This window comes from Plebeiibacterium marinum, from assembly GCF_026013615.1.
Taxonomy (GTDB): domain Bacteria; phylum Bacteroidota; class Bacteroidia; order Bacteroidales; family Marinilabiliaceae; genus Saccharicrinis; species Saccharicrinis marinus_A.
The window spans coordinates 42,668-62,702 of sequence record NZ_JAPDPI010000012.1; the positions used below are offsets into that span (position 1 = coordinate 42,668).

Genomic DNA, 20,035 nt, shown 5'->3' on the forward strand with positions numbered 1-20,035 from the left:
GGAATGAATCATTTATCAACTTAGTTAGAAAGAAATTTATCCCATATGAAATTCCAAATATCTGTCATACTAATATTTACGTCTATAATTAACACAAGCCTATCGCAAAACATCACAATAAAAAAATTAGATATACTAGATCAGTTACCCTCTAATTCTGTTGAAAGAATTTTTCAGGATAAAGAAGGATATACTTGGATTGGCTCCAAAGAAGGATTGTGCAGGTACGACGGTTACAGGGTTAAAACATTCAGATCAGATATACATAATCCAGAACTATTATCGAATAACCATATTACCAGTATTGAAGAGGCAGCTTCTGAAAAAATCATTATTGGCACTCAGAGAGGATTAAATATTTTAGACAAAAAAACCTACCACATCACCCCCTTCCCTGATTCAACTCTATTCGACAAAAGCATTAAGGCCCTGCTATATGATAGTGATTCATCTTTATGGGTAAGTTACAACAATGGTTTAAACAGGTACGACAAGAATAACAAATTATTTACAAAATACATGTCACCAGGAAACAGGTATAAACTACCAACCGGGGCTGCCAATATATTTAAAGATTCCTACAATAACGTATGGATTACTGTATGGGGGAAAGGACTTTTTAAGTTTAACCGAAATCTTAATAATTTCATTAAATATCCCCAAATAGGTAAAAGTGACAATCCATTCTGTCTATATCAGGATAATAAAAACAATTATTGGATAGGCACATGGAGAGAAGGACTATATCAATTCTTCCCAAATTCAAACCTTGAAAATCCATATAAAAAAATTCCGTTACCCACATGGATGAACAAATATTATAACACTGCCTTTTATTCTATCATTCAGGATAATAATTTAAACTATTTATGGGTAATGACCCTAAATGGCATAATTACTTACAAATACAACGAAAACGGCAATATTGAACCCATAGATACAAGAGAAATATTTAAATCTTCAAATAATATTTTTAGCGAAATAAAGAAAGATAACAAAGGGGACCTGTGGATTGCATCATTTAGTGAGGGAATTTCAAAAATTTCATTCAAATATCCATTAATAAACAATTTCCCATTAACAAAATTAGAGGATAACGGTAATGTTTCTCCTTCTTTTATCTCCTTATGCGAAGATAATGACAAAGATATTTGGATAAAACAAAACAGAGAAAGTTGTTATATTTATTCAGAAAAATACGATCAAATTAAAAATTTAACTGAGTATCCGGAATTATCCCTTATTCCGGATTTTACCTTTATTAATTACGTGACCTATATATCAAGTTTAAAAGAAATATGGGCTTGTAGTTCAACGAATCCCGTAATATATAAAATCAAAAAAAACAACCATAAAATCACAAAAGTAACATCTGCCAGAATTGATCAGGAACAAGATTTTAATGTTTTCGTAACCTCTATTTATGAGGATCATAATGCAAATATTTGGATTGGATCAAGGAATTCAATATACCTTCAACCTTCAGGTTCTGATAAAATTAAACTTGTAAAAAAGAATATCGGTAATATTTCCTCAATCTCTGTAGATATATATAATAACCTGTGGGTAAGTACAAATAATAATGGATGCTTCAGGTTAGAGCTTCCAAACAAGCTTAACGACTTCACCGCAAAAGAGCTAAACGCCAGGTTTAAGCAATACAACTTATTTGGAAATAAAATAAACTCACTAACTACGGACTATAGTGGTAATTTATGGCTTGCGAACGAAGAGGGACATCTGATTATATACAATATAATTAATAAAACCCATTCGTACGAGACAAGCAATTGCGGATTAGAAGGAGAAACTATCTTAGACTTGATTGTTGACCAATTTAATCAACTTTGGATCATCACCTATAAAAATGTGATAAAATATAATCCTGACAACAAAGCTTCTTATTCCTATAACATTCATAATGGTTTTCTTGTAAACTCACATTATAAAGGAGCTTACTATTTATCTAAAGAATCCGGCAAAATTATATTTGGTGGAAATAAAGGTTATTCTTATATATACCCATCAAATGAACTAAAGCAAGAAACAGAGCAAACTGAAACTATAATTTCAGATATTAAAATACACCATAAATCAATTTTAGGGAGTGAAATTGCGGAAAAATTTAATAGCCAGTCCAAAACATTAACTCTTTCTCCACACGATAAAAATATAGAATTATACTTCTCAACATTGAATTATAATAATCCACAAAAGATTAGATATGCCTATAAACTTGAAGGTGTTGATAATAATTGGGTTGAGTTAAAATCAGATCGTCAATTTGCAATTTATAGTGAATTAAAAAAAGGTGAGTATTTATTTAGAGTAAAATCAACCGATATTTATAATATATGGAGAAACAAAGAAACACAATTAACCATTATAAAGAAACCGGCCTACTACGAAACCAGATTAGCATTTTTCCTATACTTCATCATTCTAACGGGATCAATGGCCCTATTGATATACATCATCAAAAGCAGAATTACTTTCAGAAATAAAATGAATATTTCTGAACTTGAAAAGAAAAAAACAGATGAACTAACGCAAACTAAATTGAAATATTTCACCAATATTTCTCATGATTTATTAACACCATTAACCATAATATCCTGTATCATTGACGATATTGAAATCTCTGATAAACCTCAAAAATTTCAACTATCAACAATGAGATCAAATATTGTGAGACTGAAAAGGTTGCTACAGCAAATATTAGACTTTAAAAGAGTTGAAAACGGAAAAATGCAGCTACATATTAGTAATACAGATATAAGCTCTTTTATTAAAAACATCTGCTATAGTCACTTCGTGCCTTTGTTCGAAAAAAAACATATAAATTTTAATCTCAACTCCCTTTCTAATGAAATCGATGCATATTTTGATGCAGACAAGATTGATAAAGTGATATTTAACTTATTGTCTAACGCATTAAAATTCACTCCTGAACATGGCTCTATTAGTGTAAAACTTGATACAATTGAACAAAACAACATAGAACTTTTAAAAATTGAAATAAGCGATACAGGTATTGGAATCCCCCCTCAGGATATCAAAAATATTTTCACTCGATTTTATACAAATCGAAAAATGAATGCCAGTGATACACATGGAATTGGGCTCTCTTTATGTAAAGATCTTATTGAAATTCATCATGGATCCATCTCTGTAAAGAGTACCGTAAACAAAGGAACTACGTTTAATATTACTATTCCAATAAATAAAGGAAGTTATTCTCCGGCTGAAAGATCTACTGAATCCATAATTGAAATCCAGGAAACTGCTTCTATTACAGAATTCAATGAAAATGAAAGCCCTCAACACACAAACGATATTAATATTCTCATCGTTGAAGATAATATGGAGCTTCTCCTGGTCATGAAGAATATATTATCTAAAACATATAACGTCTATACTGCAATAAATGGAATTGAAGCTCTCGAAATAACAAAAACGAATGAGATACACATCATGATAAGTGATGTAATGATGCCGGAAATGGATGGCTTAGAATTATGCAAAACTATTAAGAACAACATTGAGAGCAGCCACATATCTGTAATTTTATTAACAGCAAAAAACAGCACTCAAGATCGTATTGAATGCTATAATGCAGGTGCTGATGCCTATATTTCTAAACCATTTGAATCAAATATCCTTTTAGCCAGAATTAATAATTTTATCAAACAAAAGCAAAACAAACAAAAGGAGTTTAAGGATAATTTAGAAATTAATATTTCGTCGTTAGAAAATCATGAATTAGACAAACAGTTTCTTAAAAATGCAGTTGATATTATTGAAAAAAAACTATCTGTAATAGATTTTGACAACAATATGTTTGCCAAGGAATTAAATATGTCAAAATCTTCATTATACAGAAAAATAAAGACCCTTACCGGATTGTCACCAATTGAGTTTGCAAGAAATATTAAACTGAAACATGCCTGTATTCTTTTAAAAAACAATACAGCATCAATAACAGATGTTGCTTATGCCGTAGGCTTCTCTGATCCAAAGTATTTCTCCACATGTTTTAAAAATGAGTTTAATATGACTCCAAGCCTATTTCAAAAAGAAAACCTGTAAATTAAAAATTATACCCCCAATAGGACCATATGCAGGTTACGGTGTCTTAATTTTAAAGAGCTGTAGAAATACCATGAAACATTTCCTTATTTCACAATAAAACTATAAAACAAGCTATCTTTGGGCTTTTAGGATATTTTTTCCTGAATGAATCATGTTTTGATAAACCAATTTAAAACAAAAAATATGAACACAAATCCTTTAAGAATCATTCCGCTATCGTTACTGTTGATGAGTACTTTAATGGTAAATGCCATAACTCCTGAGAAAAAGAATGCTGCTACTCAGGAAACAGATTCTGTTTCTTCTGAAAAAATTGTTTACCGATGGGAAGCCAAGGGCAATCCGATTGTTACGCACAAATATACCTGCGACCCTGCTGCTCTTGTATATAACGACACCCTGTTTATTTTTTCCGGTGAAGATGCTGCCGGTGGACAAAAATGGTACAACATTGAAAAATGGTGTTGCTTTGCGACTACTGACATGAAAAATTTCTGGGAATATAAAATGCCTCTCAGAGCTACTGATTTTGCCTGGGGCGAAACCAATGCAGCATGGGCAAGCCAGGTAATAGAACGAAACGGTAAATTTTACTGGTACAACAGTTCGCAGACTACAGGTATTGGCGTTGCAGTAGCTGACCGCCCCGAAGGCCCGTATAAAGATGCGCTGGGACATGCCCTATTGACCAATGAAGATAGTAAAGGGAAAAAACACAGCTGGCGCACCATTGACCCTACCGTATATATTGATGGTAACGATCAGGCCTGGTTGTTATGGGGTAACGGTGCCTGTTGGATTGTAAAACTAAACGAAGATATGGTTTCGTATGATGAAGACTATGGCGTAAAAGAGATTGATATCAAAGGAGAAATGGAATTCCCATTTACAGAAGCTCCCTGGTTACACGAAAAAGACGGTCGTTATTACCTTTCCTTTGCCATTGGGTTTCCGGAACGTATAGCCTATGCGGTAAGTGATAAAGTTGATGGCCCATATGAATACAAAGGAATCATCAATGAAATTGCCGGCAATAGCAATACCAACCACCAATCCATCATTGAGTATAAAGGAAACTGGTATTTCATCTATCACAATGGAGGGATACAAACTGATGGGGGAAGCTTTAGCCGCAGTTTATGTATCGACAAATTAGAATATGACAAAAAAGGCATGTACAAGCCAATCCTAATGACCACCAAAGGGGTTGAAAAGATAAAGTAAAGAGGGCTTGTAAACTCTTTATTCTACAGAGACTCCAGGACACACAGAATAACAATATCTTAAGCTTTGTTATTCTATGTGCTCTTGGAGTTTTTTTGTGGTTATGTTTTTTTTTAATATTGTGATATAATTTTATCAGCATGGGCTTCGAAGAAAACCGGTTTTCAGAACCGTTTACTAACAACTTTGATTATACAAGTTTTAATGAACTTTTCAACTTGTATTACCCCCGTCTTTGTGCTTATGCTTATCAAATTACTAAAAACCCCACTGCCTCAGAAGACATTGTTCAGGAGGTTTTTATCCGGCTTTGGAAAGGCAGAAAGGAACTTAACATTAAAGGCGATATATTTAATTATCTGCTAAAAGCATGCAAGAATGCTTCCCTCAACTTCCTGCGTAGCGAATCATCCCGGCGAAAAACCTTAGAAGAAATTCCTGAAAAAGATTCCATAAATGATATGGATCTGATAGAAGAACAAGAATTGGTTGATTTTGTGCAACAATGTATTGATTTGCTCCCCCAACGAAGCAGACAAGTGTTTTTAATGAGCCGGTTTGAGGGTTTAAAGCAACAGGAAATAGCGGAAAGGCTTGGAACCTCAATTAAAACAATTAAAAACCAGATTTGGAAATCGCTCCAATATTTAAGGACTTGTCTTAAAGAAAAAGATGCTATTTAATTTCTTTAAAAAATTACTTTCCCGATAGGACCATTTTTATTTCGTTGTGTCTTACTTTAAAAGAGCACTAAATGAGTCCTGACAATAAGATAAAAGAACACATAATTGATCATCTAACAGGTGAACAAAATCCATCTGATGAATTAAATGAATGGAAAAATCAATCACCTGAAAACGACAAAACACTTTCTGATTTCCAAAAAATATGGAGAGCAACTGACTTTGTTTCTAATATGCAAAAGTTTGATTCAAAACATGCCTGGAGAAAGGTTGGGGCTACAATCCTAAGGGAACAAAAACGAAAAACCAATTTTCAGAAAGCCATTTATGCTTTTTCCGGAATGGCAGCTTCTCTGATATTGGTATTCAGTCTGACAATTTTTAATCAACCCAATATCAATCATCAGAACCCAATTACATTATCCACAGAAAATGGAAGCAAAGCAGAAATTACCCTGCCCGATGGAACTGAAGTAACTTTAAATTCAGGAAGTTCTATCTCCTATTTATCCAATCTGTCAGATGGCATCAGAGATGTTTCTTTTTCAGGAGAAGCATTTTTTAAGGTTGCTAAAAGTAAAGTCCCATTTGTTGTGCAGACTGCTTCCGGAATGAAACTAAAGGTTCTTGGTACACAGTTCAATCTTTCTACATACGCCGAAAACAACCATATTGAAACTACTTTGCTCGAAGGTAAAGTTGAATTAACCAGTCCTAACGGTAATAATTTAATCCTGGAACCCGGACAGATGGGGTCATATAACCAATCAACCCAGAATTTGGCTTATAAAATAGGAACGCCTTCCCATGAAATAGGTTGGCTTAATAATAAAATATACCTTGACAATACCTCTCTGGAGAGTTTAACCAGTTTACTTGAACGCCAGTTTAATGTTCAGATTCTGTTAGTCCCAACTAAACTGGGTACTGATATACACTATACGGGAGTTTTAGAAGAAAAAACAATTACAGACATATTGGATGCTTTAACCCAATTAAGCGACATTAAATACAAAATAAAAGGAACAGAAATTATTATATCAGCTAAATAATATTGCGGGAGTTTTACCCACTCCCGCAATTGTCATAATCAAAAGTCTAATGCGGTAACATTAGACAATGTCTAATAATTAAAACGTTTCAAATTTATGAAAAAAAAACATGACTTAAAGAACTCTACAAATTGGTTCTTTACAAGGTTTGTACTCAGGGCAAAGCTAACTTGCCTCATCTTACTGATGCTTGGCTGGCATTTAACTGCAAATGCCGGATTCCAAAACCCACAATTAAATCTCAGTTTAAAAGGAAAAACCATCAAAGAAGCTCTCCATGAAATTGAGGAAAAAAGTGAATTCAGATTTATTTATGAAAATGAAAAAATAGACCTGAATAAAAAAATCAATAATGATGTAAGTGAAGGTTCGGTAGAGGACATTCTAAAACAGATCTTCACAAATGAATCAATAGATTTCTCTATTACAGAAAATAATCTGATCCTTATTAAACCTACCCCAAAAACGCAGGATCAAAATACGAATAAAACCATTAAGGGAAAAGTCTCCGATACTACAGGAGCACCCCTTCCGGGAGTAACTGTTATTATTAAAGGGAGTACCAATGGAACAGTAACCGACTATGATGGTAATTATGTGCTTAGTGATGTTCCTTCGGGAGCCATATTGGTATTTTCGTTTATAGGAATGGATACCCAGGAGAAAACTGTAGGAAATAATTTAGTTATAGATGTTGTTCTGCAATCCAACACTATTGGTTTAGAGGAAGTGGTTGCCATTGGATATGGTGTCCAGAAAAAAGCGACTTTATCAGGTTCTGTTACAAACCTGGAGGGAGAAAAACTGGCCGAGTCGCCGGTTACCAATGTGAGCCAGGGCATTGCCGGAAGGCTGCCGGGGGTTGTGGCAACATCCAACGGTGGCGAACCGGGTTACGATGGTACAACTTTAAGAATCAGGGGTGTTAATACTTTTGGTAATGCAGCTCCATTAATTGTGGTTGATGGTGTTCCTGGTCGTTCGTTAGACCGCATTGACCCAAGCACTATTGAAAGTGTGGCTGTTATGAAAGATGCTTCTGCTGCCATTTATGGTGCTCAGGCTGCTAATGGGGTTATATTAATTACAACAAAACGGGGTACAATAGGAAAACCCAGCGTAAAATTTTCGTACAACTACGGAATGGCCAGGCCTACCAAATTGCCTGAGCTGACAAATGCAGCAGAATACGCCACATTGCTGAATGAAATTGATGAGTACAATGGCGCAAACCCAAGGTACACAAATGAAGAAATACAAAAATTTAGTGATGGGTCTGATCCCTGGGGATATCCTGACACCGATTGGTTTGATGAAACATTAAAACCATGGTCGGATCAAACTTATGGCAATGTTTCAATAGATGGTGGTTCTGAATTTGTAAAATACTTTGTTAGCATATCCGAAAAATCACAGGATGGTTTTTATAAGAATAGCGCGTCCAAGTATAACCAGTATGACTTCAAATCAAATCTTGATGTTAAGATTAATAAATACTTAAAACTTTTCATCAATACGACTGGCAGGTTTGAGGACAGAAATTTTCCTGTAAGGTCCGCCGAAAATATTTTCAGGATGATCATGCGTTCCAAGCCTACCATGCCTGCCTATTGGCCCAACGGACTTCCCGGACCTGACATTGAGTTTGGCGACAACCCGGTTGTAATTAGCACCAAACAAACAGGTTATCAACGCGACAAACGGTACATTTTTAATGGTGATTTTGGCGTTGATTTTTCGGTTCCCGGTATTGAGGGCTTAACGGTTAAAGCAACGGCTTCATTGGATAAAACCTTCCGATTTAATAAAGTATGGCAAAAACCATGGTATCTGTATACCTGGGATAGGGAATCGTACGATGAAAACGGCACCCCTCTTTTGGTAAAAGGTCAAAAAGGCTTTACTGACCCTAGGTTATCAGAGTCAATGGAAGACAACCAGAGCATTTTATTAAATGGGATTTTGAATTACAAAAAATCAATTGGAGACCATTCCATAAACCTAATGGCTGGTGCTGAAAAAATTACAGGAAAAGGTGATAGCTTTTCTGCGTACAGGAGATATTTCTTGTCTGATGCTATTGACCAATTATTTGCAGGTGGACAAGAAGAAATTAACAATGATGGATCCGGCTATGAGGAAGCACGATTAAATTATTTTGGAAGGGTAAATTATAGTTTCCAAAATAAATATTTAGCCGAATTCGTATGGAGGTATCAGGGTTCATACATCTTTGAGGAATCGAGCCGGTTCGGATTTTTCCCCGGTGTATCTTTGGGGTATGTGATTTCAGAAGAAAGCTTCTGGAAGCAAAACATTCCACTTATCAATTACGCCAAAATCAGGGCTTCATGGGGAGAAACAGGGAATGACCTGATCTCTGCTTATCAATACCTTGCCACCTACACTTTAAACGGCTTAAACTATTATACCAACGGAGGGGCTACTGCCAATCAGGGATTATACGAAACCCGTATTCCAAACACAGGGGTGACCTGGGAATCTGCTGTTCAAAAAAACATTGGTGTTGACATGCAGTTTTTAGATGGGAAATTTGCGCTCACAGCTGATTATTTTGTAAACACACGCGATGATATTCTTTGGTCACGGGAAGCTACTTTGCCTAGTACTTCAGGAGTTACCATGCCTGCAGAAAATATTGGTAAATGCGAAAATAAAGGCCTCGACTTTTCTTTGGATTATCATAAACGCTCTGGTGAACTCAAATTTGGAGCCGGCATAAACGGGGTATTTTCAAAAAACAAAATTCTTTATTGGGCAGAATCGCCGGGAGCACCCAAATATCAACAGTCCACAGGACGCCCTATTGGTGCCAGCCTTTATTATAATGCAATCGGCGTTTTTAAAGATCAGGCTGCAGTTGATGCCTACCCACATTGGGATGGCGCACGTCCGGGAGATATAATATTTGAAGATTATAACAAAGATGGCGTTATTGATGCCAATGACCGTGTAATGCACGATAAAAGTTCTGCCCCAACCTTTACCGGTGGACTAAACTTTGATGCGCAATACAAAGGGTTTGACTTGTCGGTGTTATTTCAGGGAGCAACAGGAGGTGTGTTTTATTACGATAGTGAGTCAGGGGACTTTGCCAATTATTTTAAGAGTTTCTACGATAAAAGATGGACCAAAGAAAATCCCAACTCAAAACATCCAAGAACTTTTAACCGTACTGGTGAATACTGGAAAAGCAACAGCAACACATACTGGCTGCATAAAACAGATTACATTCGGCTAAAAAACGTAGAGATTGGATATACTATTCCAAAATCAATCACTCAAAAATATTTAATCCAAAATTTCCGTATGTACATAAGTGCGTTTAACTTACTTACATACAGTCCGGACATGAAGGATTTTGATCCGGAGAACACCAGTTCCAGGGGATACAATTATCCATTAAACAAAGTGATCAATTTTGGATTTAATATAACCTTTTAATTGGATCAGAAACAAGTAAAACCGGATTTTGAATTATAAAAACTGTTGAAAGCTTGTTTTACCTGACAATTAAAAATCAAATTTAAACAATAATGAAAAAGTTTATAATATTAATATTTGCAATAAACCTTCTATTTGCCTCGTGTAGCACGGATTTTTTAGAAGTTAAGCCTCAAGACAAATATTCAGATGCTGATGTATGGTCGAATGAAGATCTTGTGGAGGCCTTTGTTAACAACATATACATCGACCTGTACTATGGTTTTCAAACTGTTATGTTGTCCTCACTATGCGATGAATCAATGGAAGTCTGGGGATGGGAATCGGCTCCGATTTTAAACAGCCAGATTACAGATAGTTACCTGGGCATCTTAAACCAGGGTCATTGGACAGGAGCTTTTAATAACTTAGGATGGGACAGAACCTATCAAACCATTCGCGAATGCAACTACTATTTAGATAAAATTCAGGACTCGGAACTTTCCGGAAATGCCATTGATCAACTAACAGGAGAGGTTTACTTTTTAAGGGCTTATCTGTACCACTGGCTACTTAGTTTTTATGGGGGTGTTCCGATTGTTGATAAAGCTTATGATCCTACTACAGATGATTTGACAATTGCCAGAAACACACTGGCCGAAACGGTTGACTTTATTGTTGCAGACTGTAACACTGCTGCAAATCTGCTACCCCTTGATGGTGATAAGGCACGCGCAACTAAAGGAGCTGCATTAACTCTGAAATCTAAAGTCCTACTGTATGCTGCCAGCGACCTGTATAACTCAGAAGGTTCATGGACAGATGGATATGAGCATCCTGAATTAATAAGTTATATTGATGGAGACAGAACTGAGCGCTGGCAAAAAGCCAAAGACGCAGCTTATGCTGTGATGCAACTTGGTATTTACGATTTGTATGGAGGTACCAGTGCAAAATCAGCAGAACAAGCAAGTGACGACTATATTAATATTTTTCTGAATCATGGGAATATTGAAGATATCTTCCTAAGGTATTATGACAATATTAATGATAATAACTGGACCTCTCCAAGTCCGGGTTTATTTAACGGCCCCAATGGCTATCACAACTGGGGAGGAAACACGCCAACGGGTCAGTTGGTAGACTCTTATGAAATGGCTGATGGAACAGCTTTTGACTGGAACAATCCCCTGCATAAAGCAAATCCTTATGCTAATCGCGACCCAAGGTTTTATGCGAGCATTTTATATAACGGAGCACAATGGAGGGAGCGCCCCGATGATACCAGAGGTATAGATCCGGAAGGTATTGTTCAAACAGGATATTACGAAAATGAAGATGGCTCCTATTCACCAGGACTGGATACTCGACAAGGCCCAATAGAAGATTGGAATGGAACGTATACAGGCTACTACTTACGCAAGTTTATTGATCCGGCAATCAACCACCAATATGAAAGACAGAAATTACCCTGGCGCGAAATGCGCTATGCCGAAGTTATATTAAATTATGCCGAAGCATGTTTGGGACTGGATCAGGAAACAGAAGCCAGAACGTATATAAATATGATTAGGGCAAGATCCGGGATGCCAGCCATTCCCGAATCAGAAACAGGTAATAAACTTATCCAGCGATATAGAAATGAACGCAAAATTGAACTGGCATACGAAAATCACAGATACTTTGACATTCGCAGGTGGATGATTGCCACTGAGGTAATAAAAAATGCTGAAGGAGTAGACATTAGATATCCTTATGGGACTAATACACCTAACTATTCAATTATTGAAGTTCAGGATAGAAACTGGAATAATAACAAATCTTTTTTCTTACCAATTCTTTTAGATGAATTGAATAGAAATGATTTATTGATTCAGAATCCGGGGTATTAGACATTTAAATAAATTGGGCATACATTTAATCATGATAAAGTAATCAATTGTATGCCCAATTCTTTTTATTTTAGATATGAAATGGATTTTCAAGGGACATAGAAATATTATAAACTATAGATAACCGAAAAATATTCAATTAAAAATAAAATATGACGACAAAGAGGATATTATTCGCTGGAATAATAATGATGCTTTCAATTGGATTCATCTCTTGTAAGCAACAAGCACAAAGCATAAAGCGAAAGCATTTTTTTAGTAATGACTGGAAATTTCAGTTGGGTAGTATTGATGATGCTCAGTCTGTTGATATGGACCATTCGAACTGGCGAGCACTTGATTTACCACATGACTGGAGTATTGAAGGACAAATTGACCAATCCAACCCTACCAGTAATGACGGGGGTTACTTTCCGGCAGGAATTGGTTGGTACAGAAAAGCTTTTGACGTTCCATCTGAATGGAAGGACATGAAAACAGCCATCTACTTTGAAGGTGTTTATATGAATGCTGAAGTTTTCATCAACGGCAAATCACTTGGAGTCCATCCTTATGGATATACTTCTTTTAAACACGACCTTACTCCATTTCTGCAATTTGGAAAAGAGAATTTAATTGCTGTAAAAGTTGATAATTCGATCCAAAAAAATTGCAGATGGTATAGTGGTTCAGGTATATACCGTCATGTATGGCTTCAGGTAACGGATCCGGTACATCTTGATTCATGGGATATCGCCATTACCAGTCCTGTTGCAACCGAAGAACAAGCTTTGGTGAATATCAAATCTAAAATCCATAACGAAACCAAATTAAAGAAGAAAGCTTTAATAAAGATTTCGATAAAAGATAAATCCAATCAAGTTGTAACCTCAACAAAGAAAAATATCCAATTGTTACCAGACGCTGTTGTGGACTTTGAGCAGGAAATAAATATCGAACATCCCTTATTGTGGTCTCCTGATGTGCCCGATTTATATACTGCTGATATCTCAGTGGAATCAGAAGGAATAGTATTGGATCAATTATCAGAAACTTTTGGCATCAGAACCATATCATTCAGTGCAGAGAAAGGCTTTTTACTAAATGGAAAACCCACCATTTTAAACGGAGGATGTGTTCACCACGACAACGGATGCTTAGGTGCTGCGGCTTATGACAGAGCAGAGGAAAAAAAAGTGGAACTCCTTAAAGAAGCCGGATTTAATGCGGTTAGAACATCACACAATCCACCTTCTGAAGCATTCCTGTCGGCTTGCGACAAGCTGGGATTGCTGGTTATTGATGAAGTGTTTGATGGGTGGAGAACTGCAAAGGCTCCACAAGCACCCATGGATTATTCTCTTCATTTTGACAAATGGTGGAAGAAAGATATAGAAGCCATGGTACTCAGGGATAGAAATCATCCATCAATCATTATGTGGAGTATTGGCAACGAAATAATTGAAAGAAAGAGTCCTGAAGCGGTGGAAACAGCACGTATGCTGGCAACGCATGTACGCAAGATAGATCAAACACGCCCTGTTACATCGGCCATGACATCCTGGGGTGAAGGGTGGAAAATTTTTGATCCGCTAATGGCAGAGCATGATGTTTGTGGATACAACTATATGTTGCACATGGCTAAATCCGATCACCAAAGAGTTCCTTCACGTGTTATTTTCAGCACAGAATCTTATCCCAGAGATGCTTTTTATTATTACAATTTAATCAATAATAACAGCTTTATCCTGGGTGATTTTGTATGGACTGCTATGGATTACCTTGGAGAATCAGGAATAGGGGGATACTATTACCCTGATGAACACGCCGATGAGCATTACAGGAGTGATCGGTACCCATGGCATGGTGCTTATTGCGGGGATATTGATATCACAGGCTGGAGAAAACCAATATCGCATTACAGAAGTATGCTGTATAATGACAATGAAAAACTTTATATGGCCATTAAAGAGCCAAATCCTGAAAATGGAAAAATAAAAGTTACAGCATGGGGCATTTGGCCAACCTGGGAAAGCTGGACATGGCCTGGTATGGAAGGAAAAGAAATTCAGGTAGAGGTGTATTCAAAATATGAATCCGTTAATTTGTACCTGAATAATAAGTTAATACAAAATCTTCCTACTTCAAAAGAGCAAGAATTTAAAGCTGTATTTACCCTACCCTATTCACCTGGAGAACTAAAAGCTGTTGGTGTTAATGATGGAAAAGAGGTTGAATCTACTGTTTTAAAAACAGCGAAAAAAGCAAGCCAAATGAAATTAACTGCAGATCGTGAAGTTCTTCATGCCAACGGACAGGATTTATCATTTGTTACCATAGAGATTTGTGATGAAGATGGAAACTTAGTCCCCTATGCAGAAAACGAATTGAGCTTTTCAATTGAAGGAGAAGGTGAAATTATTGCTGTTGCTAACGCAAACATGAAGGATACTGATCCATATGTTGGGCATACCCGAAAAGCTTGGAAAGGAAGGGCAATGGTAGTGGTTAAAACAAAACATAAAAGTGGAGCCATTAATTTAACTGCAAATTCAACTGGTCTGCTAAAATCTGAATTGAACCTACAATCACAATAAAGATGAATAAAGGTTGTAAGGCCTTACTCAATTCTAAATTAAAACAATAGAGGATATCCTATACCCAAAGGTTATCCTCTTTTTTGTTATTCCCTCCAAAGCATCTATTCCATAAAATTCCCTCTATCCGTTATTTTGGTAGGTAAATCCGTAATCTGTATAAATATCTGGTATAGATAAAATCTAATTTTGTAATTGGAAAATTGTTGATCAGAAACCAACGTAGAATGGTCTGTGTTAAAGTTGCTGAATAATAAAGCATATCACTGGTTATATGACTCAAAACAGAACTCTAATACCGATCTAAAAATCAAAAGATTAAAAGACTTTTTTATCTTATTTACGATTCGTTTTTACCTATATTTTTTTCCTTTTTAGGAATATAATAAGGTCTTCAACAATAAAAGGTTGTAATTTAGAGATAAGAAACAAAATGTTATTAAAGATGCCATCAGAAACGATATCTATTTGTTGTTGTAAATCAAGATCTTTTATCGAAAAAGAAAAAGTTGCACGTATTACTTCTATTTTAAGAAAGGCTGGTAAAAAAGTAAATTTAATAGATGATTTATGTGCCCTGTTTACTAATGATCCTGATAAGGTAAAAGAAATAACACAAGGTACCATTATGGCGTGTCATACCAGAGCTGTAAGTTCACAGTTAAAAGCTCTGGATTTAGAGCCCAATCAAATCATCAATATCAGGTCGCAAACAGCGGAAGAAACGCTTAATGGCTATCAGTTAAATCTGGGAGATTCCTCATTAGCAGACTATAATGAAATTATTAAAGAAATTGAAGATTTGCCACAGGCCATAGGTACTGATGCCTGGTATCCGGTAATTGATAAAAGCCGGTGTACTAATTGTGGGAAATGTAATGATTTCTGTTTGTTTGGTGTTTACACTGTCGAAAACAACGAAGTTCTGGTAACAAATCCTCAAAACTGTAAAAACAACTGTCCGGCATGCGCCAGAATGTGCCCCAGTCTGGCTATCATCTTTCCGAAATATGAGAAATCACCAATAAACGGAGGAACAGAGATTGAAGAATCCTTTTCTGAGGAAGATAAGCAGGCAATGTATCAAAAGCGTCTTCAATATCGCTTGCAACAAAACAGAAACCGTTTTTCCCTGCTAAAAAAAGATCAATAAATGACAATAAACCAATATATAGCCAATATTAAAACTGCTATGCGGGTTCCTCTGGAGTGCTCTCCCCGACTGGTATGGAAATTTGCGTATAATTTTGGATGGCGTAATTTGAAAAATATCAACCAGTTTGAAAAACGACAGGCTAAAGGAGAACCCTTCTTCCCTGCTTTTATCATGATTTCGGTAACAGAAAGCTGTAACCTGACCTGTAGCGGTTGCTGGGTGACTCCGGGAGGTAAGAAAGCACTTACCCCAAAACAAATTGATGGCATCATCACCGAAAGCAAAAAAAAGGGTTCGTATTTTTTTGGAATTTTAGGCGGCGAACCACTGCTATACAAAGGTTTATTTGAAATCATAGAAAAACATTCCGATTGCTATTTTCAGCTCTTTACCAACGGGATGCTAATCACTGAAGAAGTCGCTTTTCGCATGAAAAAGCTGGGCAATATCACGCCCCTCATCAGCATTGAAGGACTAAAAGAAGAAAGCGACCAAAGAAGAGGTAAAAACGATGTTTTTGATAAAACTCTTTCAGGAGTAAGAGCCTGCAAAAAAGCAAAACTCATATTTGGAGCCGCAGCAAGCATCTGCAAGAGCAATTATCCAGATTTGGTAAACAGGGAGTATATTAACCTATTGGCCAAAGAAGGGATTCATTATTTATGGTACTATATTTATCGTCCGGTAGGCCCTCATCCAAACATGGAAAATGCACTTAACGAAGATGAAATTTATGCCTTAAGAAAGTTTATTGTTGAGCAACGAAAAGATGCTCCTTTATTTATTATAGAAACCTATTGGGATGCCTACGGCAATGCGCTTTGCCCTGCCGCTACAGGTATGAGCCATCATATATCTCCGGGAGGTGCTGTGGAATTTTGTCCACCCATACAAATGGCTCGCGAATTTATAAATGAAGACAGTTCAAACCTAGTGGAGGTATTTGAACAGTCTGAGTTTTTAGCTGATTTAAGAAAACAAACCGCACAAAACTCACGGGGCTGCATCATTTTAGAAGATCCTGGCAGGCTGGCTCAACTGTTAGAGAAACACAATACAGTGGATACTACAACAAGGAATACCGTTTTGAAGGAATACAAAAATATGGTTCCTGTAGCAGGACACGATCAACGAGGTAGAGAAATACCTGAGCAAAACGTTTTTTATAAACTCATGAAGAAGAAATATTTCTTTGGTTTTGGTGCTTATGGATAATTGGATTTATGGAAAAAACAAAGTTTAAATATACAGTACCCAACAGTAACAAACTCCGGAGTCAGCTTAGAAACGAAGCCCGGGTGTTTGTGAAAAACCAGTTGCTGAGTCCCCCTTTGTCGATGAATTCATTGATTGCTTTGGCCAATGATTTTATGATTCAAAACCAGGTGGATCATGACATTAAAGGATGGTTGATGGTGGAGATGAATAATGCCATCTGGCTCGATACGGTTGCTTCCATCCCTCATGAAAAAAGAATTCTGCTGTTGCCCAAATGTTTAAGCAATTCAAAGAATTGCAAGGCTGAGATTGATGATTTAGGTTTACTATGCAACTTATGTGGAGGTTGTAATATTCCTGATTTACAAACCAAAGCAGAAGAATTGGGCATGATGAGTTTAGTGGCCGAGGGGTTTACTTCGGTAATTGGCCTGGTTGAAAGCGGGGTAATTGATGCTGTGATTGGGGTGAGTTGCCTTGAATCCCTGGAGAAGGCCTTCCCCTTATTAATCAATCATGCCATACCCGGGCTGGCCATTCCTTTAAATGTTGATGGATGTAAGGATACAACCGTAGATGAGGATTATGTACTTCAGATTATGGAAATGCAAGATGTTCAGGAAGCCCCGCTTTTGGATTACGACCAGTTGAAGTCTACCATAAAAACATGGTTCACTAAAGAAAACCTTGAAAAAGTGCTGACTGCTTCAAACGACCAGACCTCCATGATTACCATAAAATGGATGAGTGAGGAAGGGAAACGCTGGAGACCTTACTTATTAGCGGCTACTTACATGGCGCTAAACGGAAAAAATGAAATTCCGGAAGAAGTACAACTTGCCGCCATTGCCATTGAGTGTTTCCATAAAGCTTCGTTGGTTCATGATGACATAGAGGATGAAGATGCAATCAGGTATGGAAAAGAAACCATCAATGCCGCATACGGGGTTCCCATAGCAATAAACGTTGGTGACATGTATTTAGGCGAAGGCTATCGTTTATTGTCGCAATGTAAACATATGGAGTTATTCAAAGTGGCCTCTGATGCCCATATCGCATTATGCAAGGGACAGGGAATGGAGCTGGAATGGAGTAAAAAACCTACAGCCCTGGATATGGATTTTGTGCTGGATATCTTTTGCCATAAAACAGTCCCCGCGTTTGAGGTTTCCCTGCTAATGGGTGCCATCTGCGTTAATAACAACGAAGAGGTTAAAAAACACCTGAGTGAATATTCAAAAGCTTTGGGTATTGCTTATCAGTTAAAAGATGATATAGAGGATTTTGCAGATAATAATTCATTAAGCATCCGACCCTCATCGGTATTGGCTGCAATATGCGATATTAATCGTGATGAATTGTTTATTCATACCATGTTACACCATACTGACGTCAAAACATTTTTAAGAGCCGATGAGAATACAGACTTATTGAACAAAGCTCTGAAAACGGTTCATAACATGGCCAATGAATACCACAATCAGGCTTTGGGCATCATAGAAAAGATTTCTAATGTTGAATTGAAAAGACTCTTATTCAGAGTAACTCAAAAGATATTAAAATGAAAGGGGGCATTTCTTCAAAGCTATTAAACAGGCTTAACAAAGGTAAGCTTAGCCTTGGTAATGAAGCCAGGGATTGCTTTGTGAAGTTTATTCAATCTCAATTATTGGATGACCAGTCTTTCAAGGACAAATCAGGTATATCCGATTTATATTATACCGGGTTTGGATGGATACTTTGTCTGGTTTTGGGAATCCGGCTCGACACACAAAAGATGTCTGTTTATTTGAAAAAGCATCAGGAAGGAGACCTGGATCTGATTCACTATGCTTCCCTGAAAAGATGTGAGTTAATACTCCAATTGATGGCATCCGGTAAAATCCTTACCTGGCTTAGGTTGATAAAAACTCAACCCATAAAACCATTAAATGAATTTAACCACGTCCCTCATCTGGATATTTATGCACCCTATTCACAATTTATATGGATGCTATTATTGGAAGCTACCGGAAACAGGAAACAAAGCGATGTGGAAATGCAAAAAGTTTTGACCCAATATCAACTACCCCAGGGAGGGTATAAGAACAGCAGTGAAGGAGCGTGTGCCACAACAAATGCCACAACGGCAGCCTTATCGGTACTGGGAGAAACAAATGGATATAAAACAAATAAAGATATAGTTGCTCTAAAATCATTTCAGGATATAAGCGGAGGCTTTTGGGCTGTCAAATCAGCACCTGTACCTGATTTATTATCTACAGCAACCGCTCTGTTTACATTAAGTTGTTACAAGGAGGAACCAACCTATCCTCCATCGGATTTTATTGAAGCTCATTGGACAGAATCCGGCGGTTTTGTACCTACATTAATGGATAATAAAAGTGATGTGGAATATTGTTTTTATGGATTATTGGCGTTGGGATGTGTGTGAAAAGAGCGGAGGGCAGAGGGCGGAGGGCGAAGGGCTGAGAGTTGAGGGCAGAGAGTGGAGAGCCAAGAGCAGAGAGCGGAGAGTTGAGGGCCTTGATTAATGAGATGAAGGAAACTGGGAAAAGGGAAAAAGGAGAAAGGAGAAAGGAAATTGATGATTAATTGAGTTAAAGAAAGAAGTAATTTAAACGAGATATATTTTGAAAGATAGAGTTTCAATCTCGAATGGTTCTCCCGGCATCAGCTGGTGAGCCAAAAAACAAGA

At 36.8% G+C, this 20,035-nt stretch carries 11 protein-coding genes; all 11 read left to right on the forward strand.

What is annotated here, in order from left to right; genetic code table 11:
• Window positions 1-45 precede the first annotated feature (45 nt).
• Window positions 46-4,089, forward strand: a complete 4,044-nt coding sequence (locus tag OM074_RS07655; protein WP_301198871.1) for an ATP-binding protein — start codon at window positions 46-48, stop codon at window positions 4,087-4,089.
• A gap of 186 nt (window positions 4,090-4,275) precedes the next feature.
• On the forward strand, window positions 4,276-5,316 hold the full coding sequence (locus tag OM074_RS07660; RefSeq protein ID WP_301198872.1) for a glycoside hydrolase family 43 protein: 1,041 nt from the start codon (window positions 4,276-4,278) through the stop codon (window positions 5,314-5,316).
• A 140-nt stretch (window positions 5,317-5,456) separates the two neighbouring features.
• The gene (locus OM074_RS07665; protein ID WP_301198873.1) at window positions 5,457-5,999 is read left to right on the forward strand and encodes an RNA polymerase sigma factor; all 543 of its coding nucleotides are present in this window, start codon (window positions 5,457-5,459) and stop codon (window positions 5,997-5,999) included.
• A gap of 71 nt (window positions 6,000-6,070) precedes the next feature.
• A complete protein-coding gene (locus OM074_RS07670; RefSeq protein WP_301198874.1) occupies window positions 6,071-7,051 on the forward strand; it encodes a FecR family protein in 981 nt (326 codons plus the stop codon).
• Window positions 7,052-7,147: 96 nt separating this feature from the next.
• Window positions 7,148-10,516, forward strand: a complete 3,369-nt coding sequence (locus tag OM074_RS07675) for a TonB-dependent receptor (protein WP_301198875.1) — start codon at window positions 7,148-7,150, stop codon at window positions 10,514-10,516.
• A gap of 92 nt (window positions 10,517-10,608) precedes the next feature.
• A complete protein-coding gene (locus tag OM074_RS07680) occupies window positions 10,609-12,387 on the forward strand; it encodes a RagB/SusD family nutrient uptake outer membrane protein (RefSeq protein ID WP_301198876.1) in 1,779 nt (592 codons plus the stop codon).
• 152 nt (window positions 12,388-12,539) lie between these two features.
• Window positions 12,540-14,963, forward strand: coding sequence for a glycoside hydrolase family 2 TIM barrel-domain containing protein (locus OM074_RS07685; RefSeq protein WP_301198877.1), 2,424 nt, complete (start codon window positions 12,540-12,542; stop codon window positions 14,961-14,963).
• A 445-nt stretch (window positions 14,964-15,408) separates the two neighbouring features.
• Window positions 15,409-16,116 (forward strand): ATP-binding protein, encoded by a 708-nt coding sequence (locus tag OM074_RS07690; protein ID WP_301198878.1) that lies wholly within the window; start codon window positions 15,409-15,411, stop codon window positions 16,114-16,116.
• Window positions 16,117-17,334, forward strand: a complete 1,218-nt coding sequence (locus OM074_RS07695) for a radical SAM protein (protein ID WP_301198879.1) — start codon at window positions 16,117-16,119, stop codon at window positions 17,332-17,334.
• Window positions 17,335-17,342: 8 nt separating this feature from the next.
• Entirely contained in the window at window positions 17,343-18,902 is a 1,560-nt protein-coding gene (locus OM074_RS07700) for a polyprenyl synthetase family protein (RefSeq protein ID WP_301198880.1), read from the forward strand.
• Complete coding sequence (locus OM074_RS07705) at window positions 18,899-19,771, forward strand: hypothetical protein (protein ID WP_301198881.1); 873 nt, start codon at window positions 18,899-18,901, stop codon at window positions 19,769-19,771. Before OM074_RS07700 ends, OM074_RS07705 begins: the two co-directional genes overlap by 4 nt.
• Window positions 19,772-20,035: the final 264 nt, after the last annotated feature.

Bases quoted from the DNA above. Each gene is read 5' to 3' on its own strand.
- OM074_RS07655 (WP_301198871.1), top strand. From the start codon at position 46: ATGAAATTCCAAATATCTGTCATACTAATATTTACGTCTATAATTAAC.
- OM074_RS07660 (WP_301198872.1), top strand. From the start codon at position 4,276: ATGAACACAAATCCTTTAAGAATCATTCCGCTATCGTTACTGTTGATG.
- OM074_RS07665 (WP_301198873.1), top strand. From the start codon at position 5,457: ATGGGCTTCGAAGAAAACCGGTTTTCAGAACCGTTTACTAACAACTTT.
- OM074_RS07670 (WP_301198874.1), top strand. From the start codon at position 6,071: ATGAGTCCTGACAATAAGATAAAAGAACACATAATTGATCATCTAACA.
- OM074_RS07675 (WP_301198875.1), top strand. From the start codon at position 7,148: ATGAAAAAAAAACATGACTTAAAGAACTCTACAAATTGGTTCTTTACA.
- OM074_RS07680 (WP_301198876.1), top strand. From the start codon at position 10,609: ATGAAAAAGTTTATAATATTAATATTTGCAATAAACCTTCTATTTGCC.
- OM074_RS07685 (WP_301198877.1), top strand. From the start codon at position 12,540: ATGACGACAAAGAGGATATTATTCGCTGGAATAATAATGATGCTTTCA.
- OM074_RS07690 (WP_301198878.1), top strand. From the start codon at position 15,409: ATGCCATCAGAAACGATATCTATTTGTTGTTGTAAATCAAGATCTTTT.
- OM074_RS07695 (WP_301198879.1), top strand. From the start codon at position 16,117: ATGACAATAAACCAATATATAGCCAATATTAAAACTGCTATGCGGGTT.
- OM074_RS07700 (WP_301198880.1), top strand. From the start codon at position 17,343: ATGGAAAAAACAAAGTTTAAATATACAGTACCCAACAGTAACAAACTC.
- OM074_RS07705 (WP_301198881.1), top strand. From the start codon at position 18,899: ATGAAAGGGGGCATTTCTTCAAAGCTATTAAACAGGCTTAACAAAGGT.